The 18,432-nt window shown below is 68.4% G+C and carries 17 protein-coding genes and 1 pseudogene; 9 read left to right on the plus strand and 9 right to left on the minus strand.

Features of this window, described 5'->3' with window-relative positions; translation table 11 throughout:
• Positions 1–9: 9 nt before the first annotated feature.
• A complete protein-coding gene (locus ACIBI5_RS18660; RefSeq protein ID WP_397248266.1) occupies positions 10–672 on the plus strand; it encodes a TenA family protein in 663 nt (220 codons plus the stop codon).
• Positions 663–2,180: a PucR family transcriptional regulator gene (locus tag ACIBI5_RS18665; RefSeq protein ID WP_397248268.1), complete on the plus strand. Its 1,518-nt coding sequence runs from the start codon at positions 663–665 to the stop codon at positions 2,178–2,180. Before ACIBI5_RS18660 ends, ACIBI5_RS18665 begins: the two co-directional genes overlap by 10 nt.
• On the opposite strand, the gene add is transcribed toward ACIBI5_RS18665, so the two are convergent.
• From add to ACIBI5_RS18695, 6 genes are all read right to left on the minus strand, one after another.
• Positions 2,177–3,163 carry an adenosine deaminase gene (gene add / locus ACIBI5_RS18670; RefSeq protein ID WP_379635667.1) on the minus strand — a complete coding sequence of 329 codons (987 nt, stop codon included), beginning with the start codon at positions 3,161–3,163 and terminating at the stop codon, positions 2,177–2,179. The genes ACIBI5_RS18665 and add overlap by 4 nt on opposite strands.
• Positions 3,160–4,881, minus strand: a complete 1,722-nt coding sequence (locus tag ACIBI5_RS18675; protein WP_397248270.1) for an adenine deaminase — start codon at positions 4,879–4,881, stop codon at positions 3,160–3,162. Before ACIBI5_RS18675 ends, add begins: the two co-directional genes overlap by 4 nt.
• Complete coding sequence (locus ACIBI5_RS18680; RefSeq protein WP_397248272.1) at positions 4,878–6,236, minus strand: purine-cytosine permease family protein; 1,359 nt, start codon at positions 6,234–6,236, stop codon at positions 4,878–4,880. The genes ACIBI5_RS18675 and ACIBI5_RS18680 overlap by 4 nt, the downstream gene beginning before the upstream one ends.
• 128 nt (positions 6,237–6,364) lie before the next feature.
• On the minus strand, positions 6,365–7,237 hold the full coding sequence (locus ACIBI5_RS18685; RefSeq protein ID WP_397248274.1) for a 1,4-dihydroxy-2-naphthoate polyprenyltransferase: 873 nt from the start codon (positions 7,235–7,237) through the stop codon (positions 6,365–6,367).
• A gap of 13 nt (positions 7,238–7,250) precedes the next feature.
• Positions 7,251–7,859: a GNAT family N-acetyltransferase gene (locus tag ACIBI5_RS18690; RefSeq protein WP_184966975.1), complete on the minus strand. Its 609-nt coding sequence runs from the start codon at positions 7,857–7,859 to the stop codon at positions 7,251–7,253.
• Between the two features lie 44 nt (positions 7,860–7,903).
• Positions 7,904–8,407, minus strand: coding sequence for a CGNR zinc finger domain-containing protein (locus tag ACIBI5_RS18695; RefSeq protein WP_397248276.1), 504 nt, complete (start codon positions 8,405–8,407; stop codon positions 7,904–7,906).
• Positions 8,408–8,456: 49 nt separating this feature from the next.
• Between ACIBI5_RS18695 and ACIBI5_RS18700 the strand changes: the two genes are divergently transcribed.
• Entirely contained in the window at positions 8,457–8,762 is a 306-nt protein-coding gene (locus tag ACIBI5_RS18700) for an antibiotic biosynthesis monooxygenase family protein (RefSeq protein ID WP_397248278.1), read from the plus strand.
• Here the strand turns inward: ACIBI5_RS18700 and ACIBI5_RS18705 are convergent.
• Complete coding sequence (locus tag ACIBI5_RS18705) at positions 8,738–9,340, minus strand: TetR/AcrR family transcriptional regulator C-terminal domain-containing protein (protein WP_397248280.1); 603 nt, start codon at positions 9,338–9,340, stop codon at positions 8,738–8,740. The genes ACIBI5_RS18700 and ACIBI5_RS18705 overlap by 25 nt on opposite strands.
• A 55-nt stretch (positions 9,341–9,395) precedes the next feature.
• Here ACIBI5_RS18705 and ACIBI5_RS18710 point away from each other — a divergent pair, with 55 nt between their 5' ends.
• Entirely contained in the window at positions 9,396–10,124 is a 729-nt protein-coding gene (locus ACIBI5_RS18710) for an alpha/beta fold hydrolase (RefSeq protein ID WP_397248282.1), read from the plus strand.
• Here the strand turns inward: ACIBI5_RS18710 and ACIBI5_RS18715 are convergent.
• Complete coding sequence (locus ACIBI5_RS18715; protein WP_397248284.1) at positions 10,121–11,518, minus strand: PLP-dependent aminotransferase family protein; 1,398 nt, start codon at positions 11,516–11,518, stop codon at positions 10,121–10,123. The two genes, ACIBI5_RS18710 and ACIBI5_RS18715, sit on opposite strands and share 4 nt — an antisense overlap.
• Here ACIBI5_RS18715 and ACIBI5_RS18720 point away from each other — a divergent pair.
• Both ACIBI5_RS18720 and ACIBI5_RS18725 read left to right on the plus strand, forming a co-directional pair.
• Positions 11,517–12,431 carry a DMT family transporter gene (locus ACIBI5_RS18720; protein ID WP_397248286.1) on the plus strand — a complete coding sequence of 305 codons (915 nt, stop codon included), beginning with the start codon at positions 11,517–11,519 and terminating at the stop codon, positions 12,429–12,431. The two genes, ACIBI5_RS18715 and ACIBI5_RS18720, sit on opposite strands and share 2 nt — an antisense overlap.
• A 46-nt stretch (positions 12,432–12,477) precedes the next feature.
• A complete protein-coding gene (locus tag ACIBI5_RS18725) occupies positions 12,478–13,500 on the plus strand; it encodes a hypothetical protein (RefSeq protein WP_397248288.1) in 1,023 nt (340 codons plus the stop codon).
• Between the two features lie 447 nt (positions 13,501–13,947).
• On the opposite strand, the pseudogene ACIBI5_RS18730 reads toward ACIBI5_RS18725, so the two are convergent.
• A pseudogene (locus ACIBI5_RS18730) lies at positions 13,948–15,015 on the minus strand (IS3 family transposase).
• Positions 15,016–15,338: 323 nt separating this feature from the next.
• Between ACIBI5_RS18730 and ACIBI5_RS18735 the strand changes: the two are divergent.
• The 3 genes from ACIBI5_RS18735 (at position 15,339) to ACIBI5_RS18745 (ending at position 18,325) form a co-directional block, all read left to right on the plus strand.
• Entirely contained in the window at positions 15,339–16,046 is a 708-nt protein-coding gene (locus ACIBI5_RS18735; protein WP_397248290.1) for a hypothetical protein, read from the plus strand.
• Positions 16,047–16,244: 198 nt separating this feature from the next.
• On the plus strand, positions 16,245–17,603 hold the full coding sequence (locus ACIBI5_RS18740) for an AAA family ATPase (RefSeq protein ID WP_397248292.1): 1,359 nt from the start codon (positions 16,245–16,247) through the stop codon (positions 17,601–17,603).
• Positions 17,600–18,325: an HNH endonuclease gene (locus ACIBI5_RS18745; protein WP_397248294.1), complete on the plus strand. Its 726-nt coding sequence runs from the start codon at positions 17,600–17,602 to the stop codon at positions 18,323–18,325. The genes ACIBI5_RS18740 and ACIBI5_RS18745 overlap by 4 nt, the downstream gene beginning before the upstream one ends.
• The last annotated feature ends 107 nt before the right edge of the window (positions 18,326–18,432 follow it).

The raw sequence follows: 18,432 nt of genomic DNA on the forward strand, positions 1-18,432 counted from the left end.
CCTGGGCGGGTGAGCCGCTTGCGAGATGATGTGTGGCAGGTCGTCGGCGGGGTCTATGACCAGATCCTCGCCCATCCGTTCCTGGCCGGGCTGACGGACGGGTCGCTGTCGCGTGAGGCGTTCCGGCACTACGTCGTGCAAGAGGCGCATTTCCTGCCGGACTACGCGCGGGCCCAGGCGGCCTGCGCGGCGCGTTCGCCGGAGCCGTCCTCGGTGCAGAGCTTCGCGCGGGACGCGGCGATGACGGTCGAGGTCGAGCACAGCCTGGTGGTGGAGCTGCTGGCGGCGTTCGGGCTTGACGAGGCCGACGCGCGCAAGCTGCCCGCCGCGCCCACCACCGTCGGCTACGCCTCCTACCTGGTCAGGAGCTGCTCGCTCGGCACCTTCCCCGAGGCGCTCGGCGCGATCGTGCCCTGCTACTGGATCTACGCCAGGGTCGGCGAGGCACTGCTCCGGCGCTCGTCGCCCGATCCGCTCTACGCCTGGTGGATCGAGACCTACGGCGCCGAGTCCTACCAGGAGACCGTCGCGGGCGCGCTTGACCTGCTCGACGGCCTGGTCCTGAGCGCCGACGACCGCGAGCGGCTCCTCGACCGGGCGCTGACGACGGCCCGGTTCGAGTGGATGTACTGGGAGGCCGCCTGGCGCCGGGAGGGCTGGCCATGCGGCTGAGGGAGCTGGTTCGGGCCCGTCACCTTCACCTCAAGGTGCTGACCGGGCATGACCAGCTCGACCGGCAGGTACGCGGCGTGTCCACCACGGATCTGACCGAGCCGGGCAGGTTCGTGAAGCCGGGGGAGCTGGTCCTGACCGAGCTGACCTGGCACACCGGCGCCGAGTCATCCCGGCATTTCGTGAAAGCTCTGGGTGAGGTGGCGGCGCTCGTCTCCGGCACCGCACTCAAGGGCGTCCCGCTCGACCTCGTCGACGCCTGCGCCGAGGCCGGGCTGCCGCTGCTCACGCTCCCCGTCGAGGTGCCGTTCAGCCACGTCACCGAGCACGTCCTGCGCGCGCTGATCGCCGAGCTCGGCTCCCCACCCCGTCAGCGGTACGGCTCCCGCCGCCGCCTGGCCAGCACGCTGGTCGACGGCGGCAGCCTGACCAAGGTCGTCACCGCGGTAGCCGGGGAGCTCGACGTGCCGTGCTGGGTGATGTCGCCGACCGGCCGGGTCATCGTCGGTTCGCAGCCGCTGGCCGATGAGCAACGGGCGCGGCTGGCCCACACCTTCCTGACCGCGCGCCACCTGCCGGGGATGGTGGGCGGGCTGTCGGTCTTCCCGATCAGCAAGGGCGCTCCGCACCGGATCGCCAACTGGTTCCTGGCCTATGCCGGGGAGCAGGCGCAGGGGGAGAACGAGGACCTCGTCGTGGAGCTGGCCGCGCTGGTGGCGCTGGAGCGCTCCCGGCTGGAGGCGGCGCAGCGGATCGAGCGGCGCGTATTCGACCAGCTCCTGGAACTGCTGGAGTCGGGGGACGCGGCCCTGCCCGGTGTGGTCTCCCGCCTGCACACGTTGCACGTGGAGACCGAGCACGGGCTGCTGGTGGTGGCGTTGTCGGCGCCGGGGGACGCGGGCGTGGCCGTACTGGATGAGCTGTTGCGGCCGCTGGCGCCCGGGATCGTGACCGCCACGCCCGGAGCCGCGGACGGTGAGGCGATCGCGCTCGTCCCGCTGGCGGGCAACAGCGCGCGGGAGCTGACCGAGCACGTGATGGCCGGCGCGCGCGGGCTGGAGGCGGGGCTGAGCGGCGAGGGGCGGATCGCGCTCGGCGTCAGCAGCGTCACGACCGGGCCCGCCGCGCTGAGCGGGCTGATCGAGGAGGCCCGGCACGCGCGTTCGCTGGCCGCGCTCAGCGGCGAGCGGATCAGCGTGATCACCGGCGACGACGTCAGTTCCCACCGCACGCTGCTGGCGGCGATTCCGGCGGAGCTGCGGAAGTCCTTCAGGACCCGGCTGCTGGGCGCGCTGGAGGCCTACGACGGGGCGCACCAGACCGATCTGCTGGAGACGTTGCAGGCGTTCCTTGAGGAGTCGGGCAACTGGACCTCGACCTCGGAACGCCTGCACGTCCACGTCAACACGCTGCGCTACCGGCTCAAGCGCATCGAGGAGCTGACCGGCCGCTCGCTCAACTCCTGGGACCAGCGGGTGGACTTCATGCTGGCCGTGCGCATGCGTTAGGGCGCGTAGACGTCCACTTCGGCGATGTAGGCGTCCTTGACGTGGCGGGGGAGCCAGGTGATCTCGAAGGCGTTGCGCTGCAACTGCTTGAGGTCCTCGTCGGGGAAGTTGAGCACTTCGAGATTCTCGGCCACGTAGCCCAGGAAGTAGGCCGGATCGTCGGAGTTGATCGTGACCCGCACGCCCAGGTCGAGCAGCTTGCGGATGCCCTCGATCTTCATGGAGTCGGTGACGTAGCCGTTGGAGATCGGGCAGGAGGTCATGCCGATGCCCTTGTCCAAGACCTCCGCGACCAGCTTCGGGTCCTCCAGGATGTTGACGCCGTGGTCGATCCGGTTGACGCCGATGTCCTGGATCGCCTGGCGGATGTGCTCGACGGAGTTCTGCTGGTCCACGTCGCAGTGCATGGTGAGCAGGTAGCCCTCCTGGCGGGCGCGCTCGTACACGGCGGCGAACTTGGCCGGCGGGTTGCCCTTCTCGTCGGAGTCCAGGCCGACGCCGACGATCCACTCCTTGTAGGGCAGCGACTCCAGCAGCGTCGCCATCGCGTACTCGGCCTGGAAGTCGCGCAGGAAGCACATGATGAGCTGCGCCCGCACGTCGAGCTGGGCCTCGGCGTCGATGAGCGCCCGGCGCAGGCCCCGGATCACCACGTCGAACGGCACGCCGCGCGAGGTGTGCGCCTGCGGGTCGAAGAAGATCTCCGCGTAGCGCACGTTCTGCGAGGCGGCCTTGCGCAGGTAGGCCATGGCCAGGTCGTAGAAGTCGGGCTCGGTGCGCAGCACACCCATACCCTCGTAGTAGATCTTGAGGAACGAGGGCAGGTCGTCGAAGTCGTAGGCCGCGCGCATCTCCTCGACGCCCGCGTACGGCAGCGCGATCCCGTTGCGCCGGGCCAGCTCGAACTTGAGCTCCGGCTCCAGCGTCCCCTCGATGTGCAGATGTAGCTCGCACTTGGGCAGCCCGGCGATGAACGCGTTCACTGAATGACCTCCACGACCTCGAGGTTGACGCAATCCACCAGGCCGAGGTCGGTCACGGCGTAGTCGGGGATCGCGGTGATGGACAGGAAGAACAGGTACATCAGCGGTGAGGGCAGGGCGCAGCCCAGCTCGCGGGCCAGGTCGTCCAGGCGTTGCTCGGCCACGGCCATCTCGGCGGCGGGCAGGTCGGAGACGATGCCGGCGATGGGGAGCGGGAGCCGTTCGCGCACCTCGCCGTCGACCACGATCACCTGGCCGCCGCCCATCTCGGCCACGGCGTTGACGGCCAGGGCCATGTCCGCGCGGGAGGCGCCGACGCAGATGATGTTGTTGTCGTCCGGGGCGGCGCTGGTGGCGATGGCGCCTTCGCGGATGCCCATGCCGCTGACCACGGCCACCGGCATGTTGCCGGTCTTGCCGTAGCGCTCCACGACGGTGACGAGCAGGGCGTCCTTCTCGACGCTCGGCTCCACGATGCCGTTGAGCACGGGGAGTGTGATGTCGCGGCGCTTGCGGACGAAGACCTGCTCGGTGAAGCCGATGGCCAGGACGTCCACTGCCGCCTGCTCGCTGCGCAGGGCGAAGTCGTCGGCCGTGACCGTCCTGACCGGAAATTTCGTGACCTGGCCGCGAGCGGGCGGGACGGTCGGGCTGATCAGCCGCCCGTCGCGGGCCACCAGCCTGCCCGCGGCGACGACGTCGCGGACGCGGAAGTCCTCCAGCGAGTCCACGATCAGCACGTCGGCGAAACGGCCGGGGGCGATGCTGCCCACCTTGTCGTCGATGCGGTACATCTCGGCGCAGTTGACCGTGGCCATCTGGATCGCGGTGACCGGGTCCACTCCGGCCTTCACGGCCATGCGTACCAGCTTGTCCATGTGCCCGCCGGCCAGGACGTCGGCGGCGTGCACGTCGTCGGTGCAGAAGGCCACCCTGCGGGCGCCGACCTTGCTCACGACCTGAATGTTCTCCTGCAGGAAGTGGGCCACGGAGGATTCACGCACAATGGCGTAGATACCCTGGCGCAGCTTCTCCAGCATCTCCCCGTGGGAGTACGACTCGTGGTCGAGGCGGATGCCGGCGGCGGCCAGGCCCGCGATGCGGCGGGCGTCCGACATCGGGGCGCAGCCGAAGACCGGCAGCCGGTGCTTCTCGGCCAGCTCAAGCGCTTGCATCACCGCGGGGTCGCCGTGCTCGACCATCTCCTGGACGGTCTCCCACACGCCCACGCACTCGGGCCAGGTGTGAGCCACGCGGTGCTCGTCGGGGCCGAAGGTGAAGCCGACGTTGCTCTGGGGCACGGTGTACGGGGCTTTCGCGGGGGCGCCCCACCAGATCCGCATCCCGGTCTTCTTCGACTCATCCAGAAATTTCCGGACCCCGGGCAGGCCCTCGACGACGAGCACCTGGTCGAGGCCCGACACGACGCTCGTCGTGCCCAGCGGTACGACCAGGTCGGCGAAGCTGGTGACCGACAACTTGGAGCACTCGATGTGCAGGTGCCCGTCGATCAGGCCGGGCACCAGGAACCCGCCCGCGGCGTCGATCACCCGGGTCTCCGGACCGCGCTGGAGGGCGGGCCCGACGGCGGCGATCCGGTCCTGAGATATCCCGACCTCTGCGGGGTAGATTTCGCCCGTCAGGACGTTGACCAGCGTGCCGTTGGTGATGATCGTGTCAGCCGGCCGCCTGCCGTACGCCACGTCGAGCAGTGTCATCGAACCCCCTCAAGAACAGGAACGGAAACGGGCCGGCGATCCAGTACGGCATAGGCCGCCCCGGCCACCAGGAACCCGGCGAAGATGCTGAAGTCGGTGCCGCCGGTGGCCTGGGAGATCCATCCGACGAACGCGGTGGAGTTGATCCAGAGGGCAGCGGCCACCATGCCCGCGACCTGGGCGATGATCGCCGCCCAGCGGACCTGGCCGGGTGCGCTCTCGTCGAACAGGGCACGCGCGTCGTAGCGGCCCTTCCTGCGCAGCCAGTCGGTGACGTACACACCGGCCCACGGCGCCAGCCAGATGATCAGCAGGCCGAGGAAGGTGTTGAGCATCGTGTTGAAGTTCTCCGACGTCACCGCCACGTACGTGATGATCACGCACAGGATGAGGTCGGCCACCACAGCCACCCACCGTTTCACCTTGATGCCGGCGGCCTGCAGGTTCAACCCCGAGGAGTACAGGTCGGTGGTGTTGACCGCGAACAGCGAGACGATCGCCAGCAGCAGGTACGGCACGACGAACCAGGACGGCAGCGCCCCGGGCAGCCCGGAGATCGGGTCGGCCGCGTCCTTGACCACGGTGGCGACGGCCGCGCCGAGGGTCATCAGGAGCACGTACGGCACGAAGCCGCCGAGGAAGGCGTACCCGAAGACGGCCTTCTTGGAGGAGTCGGCGGGGAGGTAGCGCGAGTAGTCGCCGCCCAGCGGTCCCCAGGACAGGCCGCCGGCCGACATGATCAGCGCGACGGCGACCGTGAACGTGGTGAAGTCCGCGCCGGCGCCGCCCGCCGCCACGTCGACCTTGGGGCCGACCAGGATCGCCATGAGCCCGAAGAGGACGACGAAGACCCAGGTGAAGTACTTCTGGGCCTTCATCACCGCGGCGTGCCCGATGAGCGGCAGCACGAGCTGAATGAGGGCGGCGACCAGGATGACGGCGACCTTCAGCCCGAGGCCCTCGGTGGCCACCCCGGCCTGGCCGAGCAGCGACAGGGCGGCGAAGGTGATCAGGACCATGCCGCCGGCCTCGAAGCCGACCATGTTGAGCCAGCCGAAGAAGCTGAGCAGCCGGGCGCCCTTCGGCCCGTAGGCGGCGCGGGAGACGGCCATGGTGGAGGTGCCGGTGGCCGGGCCCTGGAGGCTGGTCAGGCCGACGAGGGGGAAGGCCAGCAGGTTGCCGACGACGATGGCGGCCACGGCCTGCCAGAAGTTGAGGCCGAAGGCGGCCACGATGGTGGTGCCGTAGACGAGGGTGAAGATGCCCATCGTCGTCCCGGTCCAGAGGAAGAGAAGGTCACGCGGGCGGCCATACCTCTCCCCGGCCGGGACCAGCTCGATCCCGCGTTGTTCCATCGGGTCCTCCCAGGTCGGTGTCCCCCTCAGTGAACCAAAGGGGGCTGACCTGGGCAGTTATCCGGACATACGAGCCTGTCCCGCACCGCTTGTCGAGGCCTACAAAGAGATCATCCGAGCCCGCACGGCTAGATCAGCGCCAGCCCGATCGAGAACAGCAGCCCGAACGCCAGCTGGAGCTTGCCCGTCGCCTGGAGGACGGCGATCAGGTCGGGCCCGGCCGCACCCCCCAGAACGGTACGGATGGGGGCGATGGCCAGCGGTGCGGCCAGCAGCGCCAGCGCCACCCACGGCGAGACCGTCACCAGCGCCAGCACGATCACGAACGGCAGCACCAGGCAGGCGGCGTAGAGCACGCGGGTGCGCTCGGCGCCCAGGACGACGGCCAGGGTCTTCTTGCCCGCGGGGCCGTCGGTGACCACGTCGCGCAGGTTGTTGACCACGAGCATCGAGCACGACAGCAGGCCGACCGGCACCGAGGCGGCCAAGGCCAGGCCGGACAGGTACTCCACCTGGACGAAGGTGGTGCCGACCACCGGGACCACGCCGAAGAACACGAAGACGGACAGCTCGCCGAGCGCGTGGTAGCCGTACGGGCGCTTGCCTCCGGTGTAGAACCACGCGGCGGCGATCGCCGCCGCGCCGACCGGCAGGATCCACCACGCGCGGGTGGCGATCACCAGCGTCAGGCCGGCCACCGCGGCGGCGGCGAAGCAGCCCAGGGCGGCGGTCAGGACCTGGCGCGGCGTGGCGGCCCTGGAGCCGACCAGGCGCATCGGGCCGACCCGCTGGTCGTCGGTGCCGCGCACGCCGTCGCTGTAGTCGTTGGCGTAGTTGACGCCGATCTGCAGCAGCAGCGCGACGGCCAGGGCGACGAGCGCCTGCCACCAGCCGACGGCGCCGAGGCCGAAGGCGACGCCGGTGCCGACCATGACGGGGACGACGGCGTTGGGCAGGGTACGCGGCCGCGCACCGGCTATCCACTGACCAGGAGTTGCCATGTTTCGTCTACCTCTAGCTGATATCCGTGCTGAGCCTGACCATGCGGATCGGGCGGCCCATGTCGAGCACCCGTTCGGCCATGTCCTCGCCCCAGCCGGCCGACTCCAGGAAGCCCAGGACGGCGTAGTTGTCGGCGAAGGCCCAGGTGACGATCTGGCGGTAGCCGTCCTCGCGCAGGTGGTCGACGGTGGCGTTGAGCAGGCGGCTGCCGTGCCCGCGGCGGACGAAGTCGGGGTCGACCAGCAGCGTCAGCATCTCGGAGACCACGGTCGGGTCGAGGTCGGGGTCTTCGGCGGGGGCGTGGGAGGCCAGGCCGACCACGCGTTCGCCGCCGCGCGGCGTGGCGAGCGCGGCGCTGCCGCCGACGCCCAGCGCGGGGAAGCCCTCGGTGTCGAGGATGGTCTCGACCGCGACGAGCACCCGGTGACGGGAGGTGGGCGGGGCGACGATGGCCTCATCCCACTGGCGCAGCCACATCTTCTCGGCCGCCGCACCGGTCATCTGCTCCAGCGGCCCCTCGGGCAGGAAATCCCGATAGCCGTAGCGCCAGGCGCGGACCTGAACGTTCGCAACCTGGAGCACATCCTCGCGCCGGGCCGCCCGGACGCCTACGTCTGCCATTTTCGGCCCGCTCCTTCGCCTGCCGTCATGCCACAAGGCACGAGTTACACCGTATCGGTGTTTGAGCCTTGGGGACGACGCGAACCATGCTTCCTTGCCCGATATGCACGGGTTTTAGTGCGGTTGCCGCAGACCTTCATGGAGCACCAGGATCGCGAGCGGTTCTTCGAGGAGTCGATGAACGCCCATTGGCAGGTGCCTTCCAGGCAGACCTTCAAACGCTCCCATCCGGGATCGAGTACGGCCGCCGCGATCCGGGCCAGCGCGCCCGGGACGCCGGGCCGTACCGGTGTCAGCCGGGGCCCGTCCGCGATCACGACCCGGAGCGGCAGCTCCGGCAGATCCGCCGGCTCCCCGCGGCGCAACGCCGCCCGCAGGCCCTCCCGCAGGGCGATCGCGGTGGCCAGGTCGTCGTCCTCCGCGCGGTCGCCCTCGCCGGCCAGGCCCCGCTCGCGCAGCCACACGGCCAGTTCAGCGGGCGAGGTCAGCTCGTCGGCGTCGTTCTCCACGTCATAGGTGTTCACGAAGTCGCGCACGAGCTCCAGCATGAAACCACTGTAGCGTGTTGAGTGGTGTCTTCTTTGGAGAGGAGTCCTGATGATCGTCCGCATCTGGCGTGGCTGGACCCGTACGGCCGACGCCTCCGCCTACGAGGATTACCTGCTGCGCACCGGGTTTCCCGGTTACACCTCGACGCCGGGGAACCAGGGGGTGCGCTTCACCCGGCGCGACGACGGTGACCGTACCGAGTTCCTGCTGATCTCGTTCTGGGAGTCGTGGGAAGCCATCGCGGCCTTCGCCGGGGAGGACCCGTCGCGGGCCGTCTTCTACGCCGACGACGACGCCTTCCTGGTGGACCGGGAGCGTACCGTCGCGCACTACGAGGTCTTCGCCAGCGCCTGAGCGGTGCCTTCGACGAAGGCGCGCAGCCCGTGCTCGAAGCCGTCGTCGCCCAGCGGGCCGCCGGTCTCGTGCACGGCGGCCAGCAGGGTGGGACCCGGCAGGACGCCGGACGGGCCGCCGCGCTCGGCCTGTTCGTGCAGGACGACGCCGTTGACGTAGTGGGTCAGCGTGGTGATCGTGCGCAGGGCCAGGCCGGGCGTGAAGCCCCTGGAGACCATGCCGTCCAGCTCCTGCTCGAACAGCTCGACCGCGCGGGCGCTGAGGCTGGTCGCGCCGGACACGACGCGGGCGCCGTCGCGGTGCGCGCTCAGCGAGCCGCGGTACGCGCGGGCGCGGCGGGCCAGCCAGTCCTGCCACGGCTCGTCGTCCAGGGGCGGGCCCATGCCGGCGGCCAGGACGATGGCGTCGGCCATGCCGTCCAGGAGTTCCTGCTTGGTGCGGATGTGCCAATACAGCGCGGGGGACTGGACGCCGAGCTCGGCGGCGAGCCTGCGGACGGTCAGGCCGTCGAGGCCGACCTCGTCCAGGAGACGCAGCCCGGTCTCGATGAGCGACTGCCGGGTCAGCTTCTTGTTCACAGTTCACCTTAGCAGTGCTAAGTTGTCCTTAGCGTTGCTAAGGAGGTTTGCCGATATGTCGGGAATTCTGGTGTTGCACGCGGGTCTGGATGACGGATCCCTGTGGCGCAAGCCCGCGGACCTGCTGGCCGCCCGGTATCCGGTCGAGGTGCCGTGCCGGCTTCAGTACCGGCCCGACCGGGGGCCCGCCGTGACCATCGAGGACGAGGTCACCGAGACGCTCGCCGCCGCCGAACGCATGGGCGGCGAGGTCATGCTGGTCGGCCACTCCTCCGGTGGCGTGGTCGCGCTGGAGGCCCTGCGCGCCGGGCCGTTCGCCGGAGCCGTCCTGTACGAACCGCCCGTCATCACCGGCACCACGCTCGGCGGCGACACCACCCGCCGCGCGCGGGCCGCGATGGCCAGGGGCAAGACGGCCAAGGCCATGCGGACCTTCTTCACGGAGGTGATCAAGATTCCGGGCTGGCAGGCGGCGGCGGGGGCGCTCGCGGTGGCCCTGATGCCCAGGCTGCGCGCACTGGCGCCCCGGCAGCTCGACGACCTGGCCGCCATCGACGCCCTCGGCAACCGGCTGGGCGACTACGCGAACATCCAGGCGCCGGTGGTGCTGCTCGGCGGCGACCAGAGCCCGGCCCACCTCGGCGAGCGCATGGACGCCCTGGAACGCGTGCTGCCGCACCACACCCGCGTGCTCATGCGCGGCCAGGGCCACACCGCCAACCACCGCGCACCCGACCAGCTCGCCCGGATCATCCTCGAACACGCCGACCGGGTGCTCTCCTAACCGGGCCCCATCGCCTCGGCCAGCCGCCTGACGCCCTCGGCCAGTTCGCTCACGTGGGTGGCGGCCATGAAGGTGAGCCTCAGGCGCGGGCCGGGCGGCTCCGACGGGTAGTACATGCGGCCCGGGCTCACCAGCACGCCGTTCCGGAAGGCCGCCTCGACCAGGGCGGGCTCGTCCACGTGCGGCGGCAGCCGTACCCACAGATGCTTGCCGCCACGCGGCACCAGATGGGGCGCGGCGGCCGGAAGGCGCGCGGCGAGGGCCGCGAGCAGCGCGTCGCGGCGGCGGGCGATCTCGGCGTGCACCGTGCGCAGATGGCGCTCCCACGCGGGCGAGCCCACGAACTCCAGCGCCGTCTCCTGCAGCGGCCGCGCCACGAAGAACGACTCCACGAGCTGACTCGCCCGCAGCCGGTGCGCGGCGGGACCGCGCGCGACGACCCCCGCCACCCGCAGGCTCGGCGCGAGGACCTTGGTGAGCGAGCTGACGTAGACGACGGTGCCGTCGGGGTCCATGGAGACCATCGGCGGCGGCGCGGCGTCGGCCAGGTAGCGCAGCACGTCGTCCTCCACCACGAACGCGCCCGCCGCCCGCGCCACGCCGATGACCTGCTCGCGCCGCTCGCGCGAGAGCGTGGCGCCGGTCGGGTTGTGCAGTGTGGGCTGGCAGTAGAAGACCCGCGCGCCGGTGACGGCGAAGGCCTCGGCGAGCAGGTCGGGCCGCACGCCGTCGCGATCCATGGGTACGGCTGTCGCCCGCAGCCCGGCCGCCTTCGCCGCCGCCAGCGCGCCCGGGTAGGTGGGCGTCTCGACCAGGATCGGCGTGCCCGGCGCCGCCAGCGACCTGAATGCCAGCGACAACGCCGACTGCCCGCCGCTGACCACGAGCGCGTCGGCCGCGGTCACGTCGCCGCCCGCCTGGACCGCGAACCACCGGCGCAGCTCGGCCAGCCCGGTGAGCGGCGGCACCGACCACGCGTCAGGCCGCCGCGCCGCCCTGGACGCGGCGGCGGCGAGCTGGTGGGAGGGGCGCAGAGCGGCGTTCAGGTAGCCGCCGGTCAGCGGGATGACGTGGTCGGGCGGACCGGCCAGCAGGGCGGTCACCGCCGTGTCGTCGACCACGCGGTCGCCCAGGGCCACGGTCTGCCAGGACATGTCCGCTTCTGTGGGGGATGGGGCGGCGGGCCGTTGTGCCACGTAGGCGCCCGCGCCCGGCCGCGTCACCACCCGTCCCTCGGCGGTGAGCTGCCCGATCGCCCGCGACACCGTGACAGGGCTGACCCCGTGGCGGCGCATGATCTCCCGGCTGGACGGAAGCCGGTCGCCCGGTTTGAGGCGCGAGACCTCTTCGCGCAGCATCGCGGCGATCTGGGCGATACTGCTATCGTTGTTCATGAATGTACAGAATAGCGCTATCGTCGCTCCCGCAGTAGCGGTCTCCCACGCCCGCCGCGGTACCTTGCTGGCCTTCCTCGGCGTCCTGTCGTTCTCCGGCTCGTTCCCCGCGACGGTCTTCGCGATGAGGGGATTCGACCCGTGGCTGGTGGCGATCGGCCGGGCATTGGTCGCGGGGCTGGTGGCGCTGGTGTGCCTGCGCGCCGCCCGGGTGCCGCTGTTGCCGCCGCGCCACCACTGGCGTCCTTATGCGTTCATCTCCCTTGGCGTCGTCTTCGGCTTCCCCGTCTTCAGCGGCCTCGCGCTGTCGCTCGGCGCCGGCACCGCGCACTCGGGCGTGGTCATCGGGCTCCTGCCCGCCGCCACCGCCGCGTTCGCGGTGCTGCGGGCGGGGGAGCGGCCCCGGCCCGTGTTCTGGCTCGCCTGTACGGCCGGAGCCGTCGCGATCACCGCCTTCACCTTCACCCGCGCGGAGGGCGGCGGCGCGTCCTGGGCGGACCTGCTGCTGGTGGCGGCGCTGCTGTCGGCGGCCGTCGGCTACACCGAAGGCGGCAGGCTCTCCCGCACCACGCCCGGCTGGCAGGTGATCTCCTACGCCCTGGTGATCTCGCTGCCGGTGACCCTGCCTGTCACCGCGGTGCTCGCGGCGACGACGCCCGTGGTGTGGAGCTTCGAGGCGGTGGCCGGATTCGCCTATGTCGGGCTGATCTCCATGTTCCTGGGATTCATCCCCTGGTACGCGGGCCTGGCCCAGGGCGGCATCGCGCGGGCCGGGCAGACACAGCTCGCGCAGCCCCTGCTCACGATGGTGTGGGCCTGGATCCTGCTGGATGAGCGGTTCGGGTGGGTGACCGTGGCGGCCGCGCTGGCCGTACTGGCGTGTGTGGCGGTGACGCAGCGCGCGCGTACTTGAAATCGCATGACATCGACCCGCACGATGGGAGGCGGAGGTGTCACACATGGCCGACCTCAGCGTGCCCGACGGCGGCTTCTGGCCCGCGCCCGAGATCCCGCAGCCGAACATCTACCCGATGGAGTGGCGGGTCGAGACCGAGAAGCTCGCGGCGATCTACGAGAAGTCCAAGACCATGCTCTGGAACCCGGCCGACCTGCCCTGGGACGGTCTGGTGGCCGAGGACTTCACGCGGGAGCAGCGGCTGGGGATCATGTACTGGTTCGCCGTCCTCGCCAACTTCGACGCCTCCGGGCCCGCGGTCTTCGCCCGTGCGACGATCCAGGCCTTCGAGAAGCACGAGGAGGATCCCGTACGTAAGTGCTTCTTCTCCATCACCCGCGACGAGATGAACCACGAGGAGTGCTGCCAGCGCACCATCGCCCGCCTGTGGCCCGGCGGCCCCCTGGACTGGACGCCCGCCGACGACCTGGAAAGGGCCGCCCACAACAACATCGGCTGGCTTTATCACAACGGCGGGCGTTACTGGACCGGGTACAGCTCGGCGGTGGGCAAGTATTCGCTGCCCGTCCTGTTCACCAGCTTCATGATGGGCGAGATGGCGGCGTCGACGCTGTTCAGGGGGATGGCGTCGGGGACTCGGCATCCGGTGTTCGGGGAGATGTTTCAGCGCATCGGCCGGGATGAGTCCCGACATCTCCAGATTTGCATGACGATTCTGGAGAACGAGTGGCCGGGGCTGACCGAGGACGTGAAGTCGCTGATCACCCGGCAGTTGCGGGCCGGGTTCGTGTTCCTTTCCATGATCCTCTGGGAGCCGCCGGAGGGGTTCTGGGAGCTGCCGCCGTACTTCCTGAACAACCACCGCGTCCTGATGGACCACGCCCGCGAGGCCGGCCTGGGTGTGCTGTCGTATGAGGAACAGGCGGAGAACTGGCGCCAGGCGATGGCCAGGGTCCGCGCGATCGTCGAACGCTGGGGCATAGCGTTCCCGGCCATCCCGGAACTGGACCTGGAAGGCGTGCCAGTGGACTTCATCGACCCCGAAGAAATCATCCCCGTGTTCTAGCGACGGCTGGGGCTGGTCCTCGCACCCCCGGGCCTAAGGGCGTGGTCCTCGCGGTGGGGCGCTGCGCGCCAAGAGCTCGGGCTGTGACTGCGGGGGCGAGCCCCCGCACCCCCGGCGAGAGGCCTCCGGCCCCTCGCGCTCCCCGGGTCGTAGACCGGTCAGCCAGCGTCGATGCCTGACCCCCGTCGAGGATCGACCGGAATGAATGACCATCACCCAGCGCAACTCCGCGTTTGGCTACCTTGAGGACCTTGGGACGCGTCTGGCGCGCATCTTCCGGTCCTGCGTGGCGTGAGCCGTAGAGTCCGCGGCACCTCCATCGGCGATCAACAACTCCGCCGCTTCTACCCGCCAGCCGTCAGATGGCCACCTGACACGGTAGTTGGCGGGGGGCGCAGATGGTGAACTGGAGTTGCCCCGGTTTGATGGACGCATCAGGGCTTGCGGCTACGCGGCAGCATAGTCGTCTTCTTGGGTGTGCTTGAGTGTCTGTCGGCGCTCGTACTCGGCGGGACCGAGTTGGCCGTTGGCGGAGTGACGGCGGCGCTGGTTGTAGAACCCCTCGATGTAGCCGAAGACTGCTCGTTCGGCCTCTGATCTGGTCCGGGAGGTGCGCCGGTCGATCAGTTCGCACTCCAGGGACGCGAAGAAGCTCTCGGTGATGGCGTTGTCGAAGCACGTCCAGGTTTCTGCCCGTGGAGGGCCGGATGCCGGCCTGCTGGCAGCGCTGGCCGAAGGCGATCGAGGTGTATCGGCTGCTCTGGTCGCTGTGGTGAATCACTGCTGTGCTGGGGCGGCGCTGGTGAATGGCCATCGCCAACGCGTCGGTTACCAGTTCGGTGCGCATGTGGTCGGCCATCGCCCAGCCGACGATCCGGCGGGAGAAGACATCCAAGACGACCGCGAGGTAGACGAAGCCCTGCCAGGTCGGCACGTAGGTGACGTCGGCGGTCCAGATCCGGTTCGGCTCGATCGCGCTGAACTTCCTCTTGACCAGGTCGGACGCCGCTGCCGCCTGCTGGTCGGCGATGGTCGTGCGGCAGCCCTTGCGCCTGCTCACCCCGGCCAGCCCGGCTGCTCGCATGAGCCGGGCCACACGCTTACGGCCGATCCTGATGCCGTCGATCTCCCGCAGGTCGGCGTGGATGCGCGGCGCCCCGTAGATCTCATCGGAGACGTGATAATCACGGATACTGCCGGTCAGCTCGGCGTCACGACGTGCCCGAGCCGACGGGCCGCGCTGCTGGCGAGCCACCCAGGCGTAGTAGCCCTGGCGCGACACACCCAGCACCTGGGCCACCAGGGAGACCTCGTGGTGGTCCTTCTCCTCACGGAGGATCTTGTTCACGCGACGCAGCCTTGCCAGCTCGTCCTTCTCGGCGCTGGTCAGGCCATCGGCACGCCGAACATCATCCAGATCGGCCTGGCGCACCCAGACACGGATCGACTGCGCGGAGGGCTGGAACTCCTTGGCGAGTTCCTCCGGCGATCGTCCGCGCGCACCAGTTCCACCATCTGCCGGCGAAACTCCGGCGGATAGTGGTTCGGCACAGTGAACTCCTTCTTCCGGGAACCAGGGTTCCTCAGAGATCAGGTGTCCACCAAACCGGGGCAAGACCAGAACCTGCGCCCCTCGCACGTTCTCGTAGCCTTGCGGCTGTAGGTGTCAATCCAACGGGTGAACACGTCGTCTGTGGTCGGCAGGCAGGTGCCTTCCATCGGCTACCTGCCTACCGATCGAAGCGGGGGAAGATGACGCGACTCCGCTGAGCCGTTCCGTATGATCAGAGCCCGATGCCTGGGTTAGCCACATGGTGAGAAGCAATCGGGAGGTGGGTATGGCGGTCGACCGATTCGCAACGCCGCTGAACGGCGTAGCCGAAGCGGCGAACTGGCTCTCTGCGTCTGAATCGACCTTCACCAGTTGGGTCTTCGGCCACAAGCGGTGCCAGATGGACGGCCAGAACATCCACGCCAAGCCTGTGGCCACAACGCAGCGTTCGGAAGGTGTTCAAGAGGCGGCTCTGCCGTTCATCGACTTGCCTCAAGCCTATGCGCTGGCCGACTTCGGACAGGCCGGTGTTCGTCTCAAGCGGAGCCGTCTTGCCGTCACCGCCCTGGCCTGTGAGCAGCTCTTCATCGATGGTGCAGACCTTCTCTACGACGACGCTGAGAACCAGGACGACGATTCGAACCGAGGGGTGGTTGTCGTTCAGAACAAACAGCGAGTCGTCTCCCGTGACCTACGAGGGGTCGGGTTTGGCACCTACGGCTATGCCGTGGTCCGTATCGACGCCGACCGTGCTTTCGGTCGCCTCCGGCTGGCGAGCGGTGCTGCCAAGCTGGAGGACGCCATTGAGCTCTTCCAGGCCGGCGAACCTGTGGAGGTAGCGGCTGAGGAGCTTCGGTCGGAGCATAGACGCGGTCGAAGACGTCCTCCGTGTCGCCACCAGAGTAGCCGCGTAAGTTCTCCGTCGACCACAACCTGCGGCGGGGCGTCGAACCAATCTGGCACGGCTCACACAGCAGTCCCGCGCCCGTCCTGATTCGGATCGGCTTCGGTACGGCGCTGTGAACGACATGACAGCGGCGGAGCCCACCCGTCGGCCGCCTTACCGACAGCGAGGGTCACTGTGCCGATTGGGGTTGGATCAGATGTGACCGCTCTACCGCCTCTTGGAGGCCGATCCAGAGCCAGGCGACTCGATGGCGAGACAACTCAGATCGCTGGGTAGGAGTGGACCATGCATATAAAAAGAATCAAAGTATCCGGAATCAAGGGATTCTTCGGCCCCAGGAACGTTGATCTGAGCTTGCCGGTCCCCGAAGGACGCGGCAGTTGGACGGTCTTGGCCGGACGTAATGCGTCTGGTAAGACGACATTGCTCCGTGCCATCGCCCTCGGCGTAAGTGGTCCTGCTGTCTCTTTGGGCTTCGAGTCGTTCAGACGTTGGATTTCCCAGGGCCTTCAGGAAGGTCGTGTGGACATTGAGTTGATCCCCAGCCGCGAGGATCGATTCTCTGAAGTCGTTGCACACCGAATTTCACCCTTGACCGCCTCGTTGCGCTGGCGGCAAGGTCCTCAAGATGAGGATGCTGACCTCGAGCCATCGCTAATGGGTGACAGCAATGGTGCTACTCAAGGCCCGTGGGACCCTCAGACGTCGGGCTGGTTCATCGCTGGCTACGGTCCCTTCCGTCGGCTCAGTGGAAGCGCGCTGGAGGCCGATCGGTACACCACCAGGGCGGCGACGTCTCGACTGGCTACCCTCTTCTTCGAGGGAGCCGCGCTTCCCGAGGGTGTCAGGTGGCTCATCGACCTCCACCTGCGTGCTCTCGAAGGTCGGCCGGGCGTTGAGGAACTCCTCGCTTTCGTCGTGGATCTACTCAACGACGGTTTGCTCCCTGACGGCTTTCATGTCGATCACATCGACAGTGACGGTCTGTGGATTGGGCACGATGGAGTTTCGCTGGCCCTTCAAGAGCTGAGCGACGGCTACCGCGCAGTTGTCGCTCTCGTCCTGGACATGGTCCGTCAACTGGATCACGTGTACGGGGATGGCCGATCGGCCAAGTTGGCCGGCAAGCTCGCCTATCGCCGTGAACATCTAAGTGCGGAGGGGGATTCGCCTAGGATTCTTGCACCTGGGGTCATCCTGATCGATGAGGTTGATGCTCACCTTCATGTCACCTGGCAGAAGAAGATCGGCCTCTGGCTGAAAGCGCACTTCCCCAACATCCAGTTCATCGTCACCTCTCACAGCCCTTACATCTGCCAGAGCGCCGATCCGGGTGGATTGATCCGCCTGTCCGGACCAGGAGAGCAGCGGGGTCCCGAAGTAGTGGATGACGACCTATACCAGCGAATCATTTACGGAAGCGGAGACGACGCGCTCCTTAGCGACCTTTTCGGTCTGGACAGCGTCTACTCCACCGAGGCAGAACAGCAACGCCGCCGGTTGGTCATATTGGAGCGTTCAGTACTACGTGGCCATGCCACTGACGCAGAGATCGAGGAGTACAAGCACTTGCGCGAACTCCTGAGCAGTTCGCTACTGGCTCGGGTGGATGAGGTCTCAGCGAGGTTCACCCAGCCATCATGATCCGAATCGAGCGACGGGAGCTTCCATCGACAATCGTCAAGAAGCTCCGTGACAAGACCGGCAAACTGGCAGCCGCTGGGAGTAAACCCGTTCGTGCCCGATCCATGTGGAGGGGTGCCAAGGCGTTGCAGCGAGATCTTCGTGATCAACTACAACTCATGGCCATGGGCATCAACTGCTGCATGTACTGCGGGGACGGTCTCAGCCCGGACATCGACCACTTCGAACCGCTCTCCCTGGCACCGGAGCGGACCTTCGACTGGTTGAACCACCTACTGGCCTGTGCTCACTGCAACAGCCATCACAAACGTGACCTCTTCCCACGTGACCAGCTGGGCCGCCCCATGCTCGTTGATCCCACCTGCGAGGAGCCCGCAGATCACCTGGAGTTCATCCTGAGCACCGGCGACTACGAGCCGCTGACAGTTCGAGGGGAGATTACCGTTGAGACGTTCAAGCTCAACCGAGATGCGTTAAGAAGAAGCAGGCTCGCGGCTGTGCACATGTTCAGTTCCATGCTGCGGGATCGCTCCCGGGCGATGGCCGACGGCAACCATGGCCGGGTTGAGGAGGTCACGGCCTCGCTTCGAGAGCAGCCATTTGCCGGAGTGTTGTACGCGATGCTGGCCTACAAAGATCAGCCGGCCGCCGCGCTCGTCATTGGTACGGACACCCTTCAAGCACTCTCCGACCCCACTGTGAACTTCTGGACGTTGCCATAACCCTGGCTAGCCCAACTCACCAGCCAGGCCAGACTGTTTGCATCCAGCACAGACCTGGGCCCAGGAGCGATCACTTAGGCGGGCGAGGACTCTACAAGCTGCTGCGT

Origin of the sequence: Nonomuraea sp. NPDC050540 (genome assembly GCF_044457485.1) — a bacterium.
Lineage (GTDB): Bacteria > Actinomycetota > Actinomycetes > Streptosporangiales > Streptosporangiaceae > Nonomuraea.